The sequence below is a fragment of the Glutamicibacter sp. GQ173 genome, from assembly GCF_059759215.1.
The window spans coordinates 1-12,664 of sequence record NZ_JCAXDT010000013.1; the positions used below are offsets into that span (position 1 = coordinate 1).

Consider the following 12,664-nt stretch of genomic DNA (forward strand, 5'->3'; position numbering starts at 1 on the left):
AAACCTGTTTAAGCCGTCCGCGCACCAGCGGTACTCACGCTCAATTTCATCGGGGAACTGGTTACAGTGTGTAGTAGATAAAATGAGATCTGCTACCGAGGGAGCCCTGCTTTGACCACTGAGACAACGAGCCCGCTGCGCTATCGCGACGATTCGATTCGTCCCCAGGACGATCTCTACCGCCATAGCAACGGCAAGTGGTTCGAAACCGCCACTATCCCCGGAGACCAGGGGATCTACGGTTCCTTCATGGAACTGCGCGACCAGGCAGAAGACGCCGTTCACGCCATCATCAAGAAAGCAGTCCAGGCCTACGAGTCGGGCTCAGCCACCGATGGAGCAACACAACGCATCGCCGACCTGTATGGCTCATTCATGAATGAAGCGGTCATCGAAGAGCGCGGTGCGGGACCGATCGCCGGATACCTGCAGGCCATCTCCGAAATTCAAAGCGTCGAATCCCTGCTTGAACTCTCTGGTTCGTTCTACCGCAAGGGCATCAGCGGATTCATCGAGATCGGGGCCATGAACGATGCGGGCAATCCGGAGCGCAACCTGCTGACCTTCCTCCAAGGCGGCCTGGGCCTTCCGGACGAGTCCTACTACCACGACGAGCAACTGGCAGAGACCGTCTCCGATTACCGCGAGCACCTGGTGCGCCTGCTCAGCCTCGGCGGCTTAGACAGCGCCGAGGAAGCTGCGGCTCAAGTCGTCGAGCTCGAAACGGCTATCGCCGAATACCACTGGGACCGGGTAAAGGTCCGCGATGCCCAGGCCCGCTACAACCTCTTGAGCGGCGAGCAGCTCTTTGACCTCTTCGCAGGGCTGAAAGAGTGGCTGTCTGGTGCCGGAATCGATGCCAACTACTATGGGGAAGTTGTCGTTTGGCAGCCAAGCTACCTCGAGGGGCTCTCAGGACTAGTCGCCGAGCAGCCGCTGGAAGCATGGAAGAACTGGCTGCGCGTACAGGTGCTCCGTTCCTTTGCGCCCTACCTCTCCAGCGACTTCGTGAATGAGAACTTCTCCTTCTATTCCGCCAAGCTCGGCGGGGTGGAGCAGATCAAGGACCGCTGGAAGCGTGGTGTCGCCTTCACCGAAGGCGCGGTCGGCGAGGATATCGGCCAGCTTTACGTTGCCGAGAATTTCCCGCCAGAAGCCAAAGCCGCCATGGACCAGCTGGTTCAGCGTCTGATCGAGGCTTACCGGATCTCCATTGGCGAGCTGTCGTGGATGGGTGAGCAGACCATTGAAAAGGCGCTGGACAAGCTCTCGAAGTTCCGCCCGAAGATCGGCTACCCGAACGAGTGGATCGACTACTCGTCCATCACCACCGATGAGCTGGACGTCATTGCCAACCTGGCATCCGCCAACGAATTCGAATTCAAGCGTGAGCTGAAGAAGATCGACGACGGCGTTGACCGCGAGCTGTGGTTCATGTACCCGCAGACGGTGAACGCCTACTACCACCCGCTGCTGAACGAGATCGCCTTCCCGGCAGCGATCCTGCGCTTGCCGTTCTTTGATGTGGACCGGGATATCGCCTCGAACTTCGGCGCCATCGGCGCGGTGATCGGACACGAGATCGGCCACGGCTTTGATGACCAGGGATCGCAGTTTGACGGCAGCGGCCAGCTGATCAATTGGTGGACCGATGATGATCGCGCCGCTTTCGAGAAGCTCACCGGCAAGCTGGTAGAACAGTACAACGCGCTCTCGCCTACCGAAGCGCCAGAGCACAATGTCAACGGCGCCCTGACCTTGGGTGAAAACATTGGCGACTTGGGCGGACTCGGCATCGCCTATAAGGCGTACAAGCTCGAGCTCGCTGCCCGCGGAATTACCGATGACGAGGTGATCGACGGTGTCACCGGCGACCAGCGCTTCTTCTACTCCTGGGCCGAATGCTGGCGCACCCTCATCCGCCCGGAAACAGCTGTGGTCCGGGTGCGCACCGACCCGCACGCGCCGGGCGAATTCCGCTGCAACCAGGTTCCCAAGAACCTCGAGGCATTCCACAAGGCCTTCGGCACGAAGCCGGGGGATGGCATGTGGCTGGATCCAGCGCAGCGCGTTGAAATCTGGTAATACTCAAAACACTCTGGCAGGGCATCGGAAAGTTCGCTTTTCCGGTGCCCTGCCGTCGTCGCTGGCTGAACTTCGGGGTGTAAGTCTGATCATGATGGGCTTTATCCGTGCACAATGACACGTAGAATGGACTATTGTGACTTCCGAAAATAATCCCGCACAGCCCATTGATCCCAACGACCAGCGACAGGTTCGTGCCGATAAGCGCAACCAGTTCTTGGCCAAGGGTGAGGAAGCCTACCCTGTGGGTGTGGCCCGCACCCACTCCCTGCTGGAAATCCGCGACAAATACGAGCACCTCGAAGCCGGCGAAGAAACCGAAGATGTGGTGGGCGTTGTCGGCCGCATCGTGTTCATGCGCAACACCGGCAAGCTGTGCTTCGCCACCTTGCAGGAGGGCGGCCCCAAGGGCGAAGGCGTGCGCCTGCAGGTCATGCTGTCGCTGGCCAATGTCGGCGAAGAGCGCTTGGCTGCATGGAAGTCCCTGGTCGACCTGGGTGACCACGTCTTTGTCAGCGGCAAGGTGATTTCCTCCCGCCGCGGCGAGCTGTCGATCATGGCAGATGCATTCGAGATGGCTTCCAAGGCTTTGCGCCCATTGCCGGTGCTGCATGCCGACCTGAACGAGGAAACCCGCGTTCGCCAGCGCTACGCCGATCTGATCGTGCGCAATGAAGCCCGCGAGATGGTCTACAAGCGCGCAGCAATTGTTCGCGCCGTGCGCAACACCCTCGAGAACCACAACTACGTCGAGGTTGAGACCCCGATGCTGCAGCTGGTCCACGGTGGCGCTTCGGCCCGCCCATTCAAGACCCACCTGAACGCTTTTGACCAGGAAATGACCCTGCGCATCGCCACCGAGCTCTACCTGAAGCGCTGCGTTGTCGGCGGCGTGGACCGCGTGTTCGAGGTTGGACGGATCTTCCGCAACGAAGGCGTCGACTCGACCCACTCGCCGGAATTCACCACCCTGGAATCCTACGAAGCCTATGCAGACCAGTACGTCATGGCCGATCGCATCAAGGAGATCATCCTCAATGCCGCCGACGCCATCGGAGCCGGCCGCAGCATCGAGACCCCCAAGGGCACCGCCAACCTGGATGGCGAATGGCGCTGGCTCAGCGTGTACCCGGGCCTGTCCGAGGTCGTGGGCGTCGAGATCACCCCCGACACCGAGGCTTCGGTGCTGCGCGAAATCGCCGAAAAGCACGACGTCAAGATCGATCCGGCCTGGGGTGCCCAGAAGCTGGTGATTGAGCTGTTCGGCGAGATCGTCGAACCGACCCTGATCGACCCGACCTTCGTTTGCGACTACCCGCCACTGGCCCAGCCATTGGCTCGTCCGCACCGCTCGAAGCCAGGGGTTATCGAGGCGTGGGACCTGATCATCGGCGGCATGGAACGCGGAACCGCGTTCTCCGAGCTGATCGACCCGGTCATCCAGCGCGAGCGCCTCACCGAGCAGTCCCTGCTGGCCGCCGGCGGCGATCCCGAAGCGATGCAGCTCGATGAAGACTTCCTGCGTGCCTTGGAATATGGCGCCCCGCCAATGGGCGGCATCGGCTTGGGCATTGACCGCTTGGTGATGCTCTTTACCAATGTCGGCATCCGCGAAACCATTCTCTTCCCACTGCTCAAGCCGGAGGCATAGAAATGCCATATATCGAGGCAATTGTTCCGACTATCTGTCTGGCGTTGCTTTTTTGGTACGTGATGAAAGCTATTACAAACGCGGACCGAAAAGAGCGCCAAGCCGAAGCGGAAGCAGATGCGCTTATTCAAAATCGTTCGGATTCCAATAATCCGTCTAACGAGAATTAGGGTATTCCTGAAAGAAGCTTGTGAATTCTGATCAGAATTAGAATTCTCAGTCGCTATTTGTATAAGCTTGAACATTGAAAAGGACTGGTGGGTTCAAACCAGATAGTCCAGCACATTCAAGCTCGGAGGAATCCTCAGATGGCACGTCAGGTTCAAATTGCCCTGATTGATGATATTGATGGTAGCGAAGCAACCGAATCAATTGCTTTTAGTGTTGCTGGCCAGCACTTCGAAATTGATTTGAACGACGAGCATGCTGCACAATTCCACGCGGCTATTGAACCGTATGTAGAAGCTGCGCGTTCGTCGAAGCAGACTGCAACCAGCGAAGCTCCAGCTATTCGCGCCTGGGCAAAAGAGAATAATATTAAGGTCAACGCCCGCGGGCGCCTTAATGCGGAAGTTGTAGATGCCTACAACGCTGCAATGCGCAAAGGCGGACGCAACCGCACGAAGTAATTCATTCGGTTGCAGATAGACTTCAAATGAGTCGGCACATTCTATGTGCCGACTCATTTTCTTATAACGGCGATCGTGATATATCCATTTAATTTGGTTGAAGATAATAGTGTTTGTGCAATAACTAAAATGCATTCGTTCCCGTTTCCCGGAGCCGGCAATCAGGGCTGAAGCAACTGATCGGGTTATCCCCGTGGCGAACAAGGGCGAATTGAAGGCGCTAGATGCGTAGCATCGAATTATTGGTAAGCAAGGAGTGTGCCGAAGATGTTTGAGAGATTTACCGACCGTGCCCGTCGAGTTGTCGTGCTCGCCCAAGAAGAGGCGCGCATGCTCAACCACAATTACATCGGCACCGAGCACCTGCTGCTCGGCCTAATCCACGAAGGTGACGGTGTAGCCGCAAAAGCGCTAGAGTCGCTGAATATTTCGCTGGGTGCCGTACGCGAGCAGGTTCAGGAGATTATCGGCAAGGGCCAGCAGGCGCCTTCCGGTCACATCCCGTTCACTCCTCGTGCCAAGAAGGTCTTGGAATTGTCGCTGCGCGAAGCATTGCAGCTGGGACATAACTACATTGGGACCGAGCACATCCTGCTCGGCCTGATCCGCGAAGGCGAGGGCGTAGCCGCCCAGGTGCTGGTGAAGCTGGGTGCCGACCTCGGCCGCGTGCGCCAGCAAGTCATTCAGCTGCTTTCGGGCTACCAGGGCGGCAAGGAGACTGCCTCCGCTGGTGTCAGCTCGGGCGGGCAGCAGGAAGGCACCCCGGCTGGTTCAGCAGTGCTGGACCAGTTCGGACGCAACCTCACTGCCGCGGCCCGCGAAGGCAAGCTTGATCCGGTGATTGGCCGCGAGCACGAGATGGAACGCGTCATGCAGGTCCTCTCGCGCCGCACCAAGAACAACCCGGTACTGATCGGCGAGCCTGGTGTTGGCAAGACCGCTGTCGTCGAGGGCCTGGCCCAGTCGATCGTCCGCGGCGACGTGCCAGAAACCATCAAGGACAAGCAGCTGTACACCTTGGACCTCGGTTCCCTGGTGGCCGGCTCGCGCTACCGCGGTGACTTCGAAGAGCGCCTGAAGAAGGTCCTCAAGGAGATCCGCACCCGTGGCGACATCATCTTGTTCATCGACGAGATCCACACCCTCGTGGGTGCCGGTGCCGCTGAAGGCGCTATTGACGCTGCCTCGATCCTCAAGCCCATGCTGGCTCGTGGAGAACTGCAGACCATTGGTGCCACCACCCTTGATGAGTACCGCAAGAACATCGAGAAGGATGCTGCGCTGGAGCGCCGCTTCCAGCCGATCCAGGTCAAGGAACCAACCGTTGAGCTGACCACGCAGATCCTGCGTGGCCTGCGTGACCGCTACGAGGCACACCACCGCGTGACCATCACCGATGGCGCGCTGCAGGCTGCCGCAACGCTGGCCCACCGCTACATCTCGGACCGCTTCCTGCCAGACAAGGCAGTTGACCTGATCGATGAAGCCGGTGCCCGCCTGCGCATCCAGCGAATGACCGCGCCTCCCGCCCTGAAGGAAATGGACGAGGAGATCGCGACCGTACGCCTGGAGAAGGAAGCGGCGATCGACGCGCAGGACTTCGAAGGCGCAGCCTCGCTGCGCGACAAGGAGTCCAAGCTCATCGAGGCGCGCAACGAAAAGGAAAAGTCGTGGCGCAACGGTGACATGGATGAAGTATCCGAGGTCACCGAAGAGCTGATTGCCGAAGTTCTGGCAAACTCCACCGGCATCCCGGTAGTGAAGCTGACCGAGGAAGAGTCCACGCGCCTGCTGAACATGGAAGACGAACTGCACAAGCGCGTGATCGGCCAGGATTCGGCGATCAAGGCCATCTCCCAGGCGATCCGCCGCACCCGTGCAGGCCTGAAGGATCCAAACCGCCCAGGCGGCTCGTTCATCTTCGCCGGCCCAACCGGTGTCGGCAAGACCGAGCTGGCCAAGGCGCTGGCAGAGTTCCTCTTCGGCGAGGAAGATGCGCTGATCACCCTGGACATGTCCGAATACTCGGAGAAGCACACCGTTTCCCGCCTGTTCGGTGCCCCTCCAGGCTACGTCGGCTACGAAGAAGGCGGACAGCTGACCGAGAAGGTCCGCCGCCGTCCGTTCTCCGTCGTGCTCTTCGATGAGGTGGAGAAGGCCCACGCCGACCTGTTCAACTCGCTGTTGCAGATTCTGGAAGACGGCCGCTTGACCGACTCCCAGGGTCGCGTGGTGGACTTCAAGAACACCATCATCATCATGACCACCAACCTCGGTACCCGCGACATCTCCAAGGGTGTGATGACCGGCTTCCAGTCGGCCGCGGATACCAAGACCGGTTATGAGCGGATGCAGGCCAAGGTCCAGGAAGAGCTGCGCCAGCACTTCCGCCCTGAATTCCTGAACCGTGTTGATGACACCGTGGTCTTCCCGCAGCTGAACCAGGACGAGATCGAAGAGATCGTCGACCTGTTTGTTGGCCGCCTGGCCAAGCGCTTGAAGGAACGCGACATGACGATCGAGCTGACGCAGGCTGCCCGCAGCCTGCTGGCACAGCGCGGCTACGACCCAGCCATGGGTGCCCGTCCATTGCGCCGCACCATCCAGCGCGATATCGAAGACCAGCTCTCCGAGCGGATCCTCTTCGGCCAGATCCTTGCCGGACAGAAGGTCACGGTGGATGTCGAAGGCGAGGGGGCGGACCAGAAGTTCGTCTTCCACGCTGAGGGCGGCACCGGCCAGCTGGAAGGCGAGCCGGCACCGGCCGCGCTGGAAAGCTAAGCGCAGCACCTGACTATCAACGAGCCGCGGAACCAGATGAATCTGGTTCCGCGGCTCGTTGCCTTAAATTCCATTTATCGTAGGCTGATTCCATGAAGCGAAGCGGAATCGGCCAATTGGTTGCTATTTCGGGCCTGTCAATCGTGGCGTACGCCGTGCTCTATGCAGTGCTGCGACCGCTATTGCCCGGCCAGCTGGTTCGGCATGCGGGCCCCGACGGCGCCGGCTATGGCCCGCTGTGGCTTGCAGTCCTGGTCATTGGAGCAGTCGCCGCCATCTGCTTGCTGATCGGCATTTTGGCCTATCGCGACTTCCTCTCCCTGGGGCATTGGTATCCCGGTCCCAAAGCCATCGTCGTGTGCTTCCTCGCGGCAGGGTTCGGCATTCTTTCGCTGGGCGCATCCATGCTCATGACCGTGCTGGGGCGGGAAGCACAGGAAACTGGTTCCCTGCCGGTGGGCATGGGGCTGCTTGGACTAGTCGTCGTATTTGGGCTCTCGGCTCCGGTCCTGGCGTGGTCGTTGCCACGGGCAAAGCAGGAAACACTCGGCCCCTAGGATCTCTTGATCGGCTCGCCCTGGCGCGCAGCTAGCGTCCCACGGACTTGCTGACCAGCCGCGCAATCATCTGCTCCTGCTGCCCATCCAATGAAGTGATGGCGAAGGATGTGGCCCACAGCGTCCCGTCATCCAGCTTCGCCGCATCGTTGAAGCCCAGGGTCAGGTAGCGGGCACCGAACTTGGCCGCATCCTGGATGAAGCACAGGATGTTGCCGTCCAGGGCGTAGGCCGGCATCCCGTACCAGGTTCTGGGTTCCAGCTCGGGCGCCGTTGAGGTGATGATCCGATGCAGCGCTTGGGCCAGCACCTTGTCGGTGCCCTCATAGGAGGCGATCTTTTCTTCCACCGCGGCCAGGGCCGCGGCGGCCTTCTCCGCCTTGGTCATGCGCTTCTTCGTCGCCTTGACCTCTGCCGCGCGATCCTTCATAGCGGCTTTCTCGGCGTCGCTGAATCCGGTCTTTTCATCGTTTGCCATCTTTTGCTCCTATGCTGCCTGGTTGATGCGGATCATGTTGCCCGAAGGGTCGCGGAATGCGCAGTCGCGCGGTCCCCACGGCTGGAGAGCCGGCTCCTGCAGCACCTCGGCGCCACTGGCCGACAGCGACTCGAAGAGCGAATCAAGGTCAGCCACGGAAAAGACCAATGGCCCGAAGGCGCCCTTGGCCACCTGCTCCGCAATGACCTGTGCATCCTCGTTCGAGCGGCCGGCTCCCGGAGCGGAGAGCACGATATTCAAGCCGGGCTGGCCTGGAACGCCAAGCGAGACCCAGCGGAAGGCGCCGTTGGCGACATCTGAAACGACCTCAAGGCCCAAGCCGTCGCGGTAGAAAGCTAGGGCTTCGTCCACGTCGAGAACGATGAGCGGGAAATGCTGAACTGAAATATTTGCCATGGATTCAGCTTAGAAGCTGGATGGTGTCCACGGCTTCTTCAAAACTGCTCAGAATCTCGAAGGCCGCAACAGGATCTTGGCAATGCACGCCGGGATATGTTCCGAATCCTCGTGATCGCGTTCCCGGTAGGCGGTGGGCGTCTCGCCGACAACCTCGGTGAAGCGCTTGCTGAAAGAACCCAGGGAGCTCCAGCCAACCTGCATGCAGGCATCGGTGACCGAGACCCCGGAGCGCAGCAGGTGCATGGCCCGTTCAATGCGCCGGGTCAGCAGGTAGGAATAGGGCGTCTCGCCGTAGGCCCGCTTGAACTCGCGCGAAAAGTGCGCGGGGGACATCACTGCCTTGCTGGCCATCGCTGGGACATCCAGCGGCTGATCGTAGTGCCGGTCCATCAAATCCTTGGCCCGGCGAAGGTGAGCCAGAACCTTCAGCGCCTGGGTATCCATGGGCTATCGCCTCCGAGCCGAACGAAGGACCAGGAAGACGCCCAACAGCGTGCAGCAAAGGTACACCCCGATAACGCAGATCCACCCTGCGGTGAAACCGCCAGGAGAACCAACCAGAAGCCCCATGGCCAAGGGTCCCACGGTGAAGCCGCCGAATTGCCCTGCGGAGACCAGGCCGCTGGAGCTGCCCAAGCGGCTGGCCGGAACCACGCGGAGCAGCGCCGCCATCAGCACCACGGAGACCCCGAGCGCCGAGGCACCGTGCAGTGCCACCGCAACCCAGAGCAGAATCGGCGAATGCAGCTGCTGGGCCAACAGGAAACTCGTGCCGCCACAGGTGGCCAGCAGCGCCAATAGAAGCAGCAGCTTGGGCGCGGCAACTCCGCGGGACATCATCTGCCCCCAGCCAACCCGTGCGCTGACCCCCACGATCCCGGCCATGGCAGCGGTCAGCCCGCCAGCCACCAGCGAGAAGTCCAATTCGCGCACCGCAAACAGCGCCAAATAGACGTTTGTGGCTTGCACGCCCACACCGTTGATGAACCCGAAAAGGCTCAAAGCGTAGATGATGAACCGCGTGGAGGCCGCCGCGCCGGCTGCCGGCTCGCTGTTCTCCGTGCCGCTCCGGCTGCTCTTGCCGGGTGCCGGGGCCGCGAGCAACGGGGCGGAGTTGAGAATGCGCAGTGCCAGCAGCGCCAGGCCAGCGGCCACCACCGCCCCGGCCAAGGAGGCACCCTGCCAGCCGACGAACGCGGCCAATAGGGGGAACGCAAGGCTGCCCACCAGCTGGGAGACCTGGACGCCGGACTGCTTGATTCCGGTCCAGCCAATGCGCTGGGCGCTGGGCACGCGCTGGGCCAGGATCCGGTTGGTCACCCCATTGGGAAAAGATTGCGCGAAGCCAGCGATCCCCGACGCCGCGAGCAACAGCGCATACCCGGCATCCACCGCAGCCAAGCCCATGGCCAGGGCCGCGGTGCCAAAGATGATCAGCATCAACCGGGCATCGGGCTGTGCATCGGAGAACTTCCCGAAAGCCAGATTGCCAATGGCAGCGCAGCCAAAGCAGACCGTAGCCAAGAGCCCGAACTGGGATTCGCTGATGCCCAGGTCGCGGATCACCAGGTCGCTGGTGGCGTTCAGCCCATAGCTCAGCAGCGGAGCAATGCCGACAGCTGCCAGGAGGATGGCCAGCAGCCCGAATCCGGGGCGAGCTTCTCTGGCTGTCATCCTCATCCTTTGCTAGGCGCTACCGCGATTCTAGCCAAGTTCTTGCACCAGCGAGCCTGCTTCCCGGGCACTATGACATATCCGGCACCGGCTTCGGAACTTCCGGCCATCGGGCATAGGATTTGAAAGGTGAATACTTTTACCGTCCGCTCCGCCAAAACCAGTGATGTCCCGGCCATTCGCGACCTTGTCCGGCCGCTGGCCGAAGAGCGCATCTTGCTGGATAAGGAAGCGGTCACCTATTACGAGTCCATCCAGGAATTCGTCATAGCCCAAGACGCGGACGGAAATGTTGTTGGTTGTGGCGGCCTGCACGTGATCTGGGAAGATATTGCCGAGATCCGCACCCTGGCCACCTCGGATCAGGTTCGCGGCATGGGCGTAGGCCATTTGCTGCTGCAGGAACTGCTGCGCCGGGCCAAGGCCGTAGGCGTGGCCCGCGTCTTCTGCCTGACCTTCGAAGTGTCCTTCTTTGAGCGCCAGGGCTTTTCCGTGATGGCCGATCAAAGCGCCGTGGACCCATCGGTGTACCAGGAAATCCTGCTCTCGCGCGATGAGGGCGTCGCCGAATTCCTGGATCTGGCCCGGGTCAAGCCCAATACCCTGGGCAATACCCGCATGATCATCGCCCTGGATTAGCCCCGGCTAGTCCATCCGGTCATAGCGGGCACGCAATATCAGGTACAGGGCGTAGCTGATCAGCCCAGCGGCGATGGCAGCCAAGGCCACCGAACCATGATCCTGGTCGCGGATCGCCTTGAGCGCGCCGTCGATGCCGCCAGCTTCCTCGGGATCACCCTGGACGGTGGCCACAATGAACAGCAAGCCCAGGGCCCCAAGAACTAGCCCCTTGGCCGGGTAGCCGATCATCCCGGAAAACCTGACCGCCCAAGAGATTTCGCGCCGGCTGGAGCGGTGCAAGTCATCAAGGAACTTTCTGCTGGCGCCCTTGTAGATGTAGTAGCCGGCCATCACCAGCAGCACCGCACCGAGAGCCACCAGTGCCGCCCTGCCGGCCAAGGACTTCATCAGCTCGCCGCTGAGACTGGTGGCGGTGTGCTCCGAGTCGCTGGGATTGCCCATGCCAAAACGGCCAAAGGTGAACCCTGCGGCAAGGAAGACCAGCCCGGTGCCCGCAAGCTTGAGCCGTTCTCGCGTTTTCTTACCGGGCAGCAGCAGCTGCGCCAGCGACCACAGCCCCAATATGAGGGCTCCGATGGCACAGATCCACAGCAGCGCAACACCAAAGGGCTGGGCCGATAGCGCCCGCATGGCACCGCTTTGATCGGCCTGGGCCTTGCCGCCGGTGGCCACCACGGAAGCGAGCACCCCCAAGGTGGCGTGCAAAATGCCGTTGGCGACGTAGCCCAGCCGGGCCAAGCGCTCAAAGAGCGGGTGCCGTGCCGCTTGCTGGGCGGCAGCGGCCGGATCATCCGAATCGTTCATGCGCCAAGCATAGCTAGGATGGCAGGCGCACACCGCCATCCTCGAGCACCGCCAGCCCATCCTTGAGCAATCCGGCCAGCGCCCGTTCGCGCTGCTGGGCTTCGGCCTGCAATTTTTCCAGTGCCACATAGGCGGGATGCTCCTGCCCGCCAAGGTCCGCCAGGAAGGAAGCCTGCGGCACCGGGTGCTCATGCTCGCGCAAGACCGCCATGATCGCTCCGCGCACCTGGCGGTCGGTGCCTTTCCAGGCCTGGCCCTTGGGAGTGTAGTGCGGGGCGGGCTGCCCGGCTGCAATCCATGCGCAGTGCTCGAAGACCGGGCAGGAATCGCATTTGGGGCTGCGCGCGGTGCACACCAGCGCACCGAGTTCCATCACCGAGATGTTCCACGCATTGGCCTGCTCTGCATCCTCGGGCTGCACCTGCCGGGCGCGGGCAAATTCGCTGGCGCGCGGGCTGGGCTCGGGCAGGGCCATGCCGCCAAAGAGCCTGGCGTGAACCCGGCGGATATTGGTATCAACCACCACGGTGGGCTCGCCAAAGGCAAAACAGGCGATAGCCGCAGCCGTATAGCCCCCGACGCCCGGCAAGGCCCGCAACGCGTCTTCGGTGCGCGGCACCTGGCCGTTGTACTCGGTGGTGATTTCCACGGCGGCGGCATGCAAGCGCTGGGCCCGGCGTGGATATCCCAGCCGGCCCCAGGCCTTGAGCGCTTCGGACAGCGGTTCGCCAGCCAGGTCTTGCGGCTGCGGCCAGCGGCGCATCCATTCCTCCCAGACCGGCAAAACACGCACCACGGGGGTCTGCTGCAGCATGAATTCGCTGACCATCACCTCCCAGCCGCTCACGCCTTCTTTGCGCCACGGCAGGTCCCGGGAGTTCTTCTGGTACCACTGATTGATTTGGCGATGGATTTGTTGCACCACACCACTGTAGCCAACGAC

Annotated in this window: 13 protein-coding genes; 7 read left to right on the forward strand and 6 right to left on the reverse strand. The window is 61.4% G+C overall.

The window, feature by feature from the left end:
- Positions 1 to 111: 111 nt before the first annotated feature.
- The 6 genes from AC6CHO_RS16495 to AC6CHO_RS16520 all read left to right on the forward strand — a co-directional run bounded on the left by AC6CHO_RS16495 (position 112) and on the right by AC6CHO_RS16520 (position 7,703).
- Positions 112 to 2,085 carry a M13 family metallopeptidase gene (locus AC6CHO_RS16495; RefSeq protein WP_498216566.1) on the forward strand — a complete coding sequence of 658 codons (1,974 nt, stop codon included), beginning with the start codon at positions 112 to 114 and terminating at the stop codon, positions 2,083 to 2,085.
- Between the two features lie 136 nt (positions 2,086 to 2,221).
- Complete coding sequence (gene lysS / locus AC6CHO_RS16500; RefSeq protein WP_444661164.1) at positions 2,222 to 3,736, forward strand: lysine--tRNA ligase; 1,515 nt, start codon at positions 2,222 to 2,224, stop codon at positions 3,734 to 3,736.
- A gap of 2 nt (positions 3,737 to 3,738) precedes the next feature.
- The gene (locus AC6CHO_RS16505) at positions 3,739 to 3,906 is read left to right on the forward strand and encodes a hypothetical protein (RefSeq protein WP_444661163.1); all 168 of its coding nucleotides are present in this window, start codon (positions 3,739 to 3,741) and stop codon (positions 3,904 to 3,906) included.
- A 138-nt stretch (positions 3,907 to 4,044) separates the two neighbouring features.
- The gene (locus tag AC6CHO_RS16510; RefSeq protein WP_022876972.1) at positions 4,045 to 4,365 is read left to right on the forward strand and encodes a histone-like nucleoid-structuring protein Lsr2; all 321 of its coding nucleotides are present in this window, start codon (positions 4,045 to 4,047) and stop codon (positions 4,363 to 4,365) included.
- Positions 4,366 to 4,632: 267 nt separating this feature from the next.
- Positions 4,633 to 7,146, forward strand: coding sequence for an ATP-dependent Clp protease ATP-binding subunit (locus tag AC6CHO_RS16515; protein ID WP_498216567.1), 2,514 nt, complete (start codon positions 4,633 to 4,635; stop codon positions 7,144 to 7,146).
- 92 nt (positions 7,147 to 7,238) lie between these two features.
- Positions 7,239 to 7,703 (forward strand): hypothetical protein, encoded by a 465-nt coding sequence (locus tag AC6CHO_RS16520; RefSeq protein WP_498216569.1) that lies wholly within the window; start codon positions 7,239 to 7,241, stop codon positions 7,701 to 7,703.
- 31 nt (positions 7,704 to 7,734) lie between these two features.
- Here AC6CHO_RS16520 and AC6CHO_RS16525 read toward each other — a convergent pair whose 3' ends face one another.
- The 4 genes from AC6CHO_RS16525 to AC6CHO_RS16540 are packed head-to-tail and all read right to left on the reverse strand — an operon-like array spanning position 7,735 to position 10,275.
- On the reverse strand, positions 7,735 to 8,181 hold the full coding sequence (locus AC6CHO_RS16525) for an iron chaperone (RefSeq protein WP_498216571.1): 447 nt from the start codon (positions 8,179 to 8,181) through the stop codon (positions 7,735 to 7,737).
- A gap of 9 nt (positions 8,182 to 8,190) precedes the next feature.
- Positions 8,191 to 8,598 (reverse strand): VOC family protein, encoded by a 408-nt coding sequence (locus AC6CHO_RS16530; RefSeq protein WP_498216572.1) that lies wholly within the window; start codon positions 8,596 to 8,598, stop codon positions 8,191 to 8,193.
- Positions 8,599 to 8,646: 48 nt separating this feature from the next.
- Positions 8,647 to 9,045, reverse strand: a complete 399-nt coding sequence (locus AC6CHO_RS16535; RefSeq protein ID WP_498216573.1) for a helix-turn-helix domain-containing protein — start codon at positions 9,043 to 9,045, stop codon at positions 8,647 to 8,649.
- 3 nt (positions 9,046 to 9,048) lie between these two features.
- Positions 9,049 to 10,275, reverse strand: a complete 1,227-nt coding sequence (locus AC6CHO_RS16540; protein WP_498216575.1) for an MFS transporter — start codon at positions 10,273 to 10,275, stop codon at positions 9,049 to 9,051.
- Positions 10,276 to 10,404: 129 nt separating this feature from the next.
- On the opposite strand from AC6CHO_RS16540, the gene AC6CHO_RS16545 reads away from it, so the two are divergent.
- On the forward strand, positions 10,405 to 10,914 hold the full coding sequence (locus AC6CHO_RS16545; RefSeq protein ID WP_444661156.1) for an amino-acid N-acetyltransferase: 510 nt from the start codon (positions 10,405 to 10,407) through the stop codon (positions 10,912 to 10,914).
- A 6-nt stretch (positions 10,915 to 10,920) separates the two neighbouring features.
- Here AC6CHO_RS16545 and AC6CHO_RS16550 read toward each other — a convergent pair whose 3' ends face one another.
- Positions 10,921 to 11,721, reverse strand: coding sequence for a DUF1206 domain-containing protein (locus tag AC6CHO_RS16550; RefSeq protein WP_498216577.1), 801 nt, complete (start codon positions 11,719 to 11,721; stop codon positions 10,921 to 10,923).
- Positions 11,722 to 11,734: 13 nt separating this feature from the next.
- On the reverse strand, positions 11,735 to 12,643 hold the full coding sequence (locus AC6CHO_RS16555) for an iron-sulfur binding domain-containing protein (protein WP_498216579.1): 909 nt from the start codon (positions 12,641 to 12,643) through the stop codon (positions 11,735 to 11,737).
- Positions 12,644 to 12,664: the final 21 nt, after the last annotated feature.

What these genes read in the sequence shown, in the direction of transcription:
- AC6CHO_RS16505 (WP_444661163.1), top strand. Translation starts at nt 3,739, where the DNA reads ATGCCATATATCGAGGCAATTGTTCCGACTATCTGTCTGGCGTTGCTT.
- AC6CHO_RS16510 (WP_022876972.1), top strand. Translation starts at nt 4,045, where the DNA reads ATGGCACGTCAGGTTCAAATTGCCCTGATTGATGATATTGATGGTAGC.
- AC6CHO_RS16515 (WP_498216567.1), top strand. Translation starts at nt 4,633, where the DNA reads ATGTTTGAGAGATTTACCGACCGTGCCCGTCGAGTTGTCGTGCTCGCC.
- AC6CHO_RS16520 (WP_498216569.1), top strand. Translation starts at nt 7,239, where the DNA reads ATGAAGCGAAGCGGAATCGGCCAATTGGTTGCTATTTCGGGCCTGTCA.
- AC6CHO_RS16525 (WP_498216571.1), bottom strand. Translation starts at nt 8,181, where the DNA reads ATGGCAAACGATGAAAAGACCGGATTCAGCGACGCCGAGAAAGCCGCT.
- AC6CHO_RS16530 (WP_498216572.1), bottom strand. Translation starts at nt 8,598, where the DNA reads ATGGCAAATATTTCAGTTCAGCATTTCCCGCTCATCGTTCTCGACGTG.
- AC6CHO_RS16535 (WP_498216573.1), bottom strand. Translation starts at nt 9,045, where the DNA reads ATGGATACCCAGGCGCTGAAGGTTCTGGCTCACCTTCGCCGGGCCAAG.
- AC6CHO_RS16540 (WP_498216575.1), bottom strand. Translation starts at nt 10,275, where the DNA reads ATGACAGCCAGAGAAGCTCGCCCCGGATTCGGGCTGCTGGCCATCCTC.
- AC6CHO_RS16550 (WP_498216577.1), bottom strand. Translation starts at nt 11,721, where the DNA reads ATGAACGATTCGGATGATCCGGCCGCTGCCGCCCAGCAAGCGGCACGG.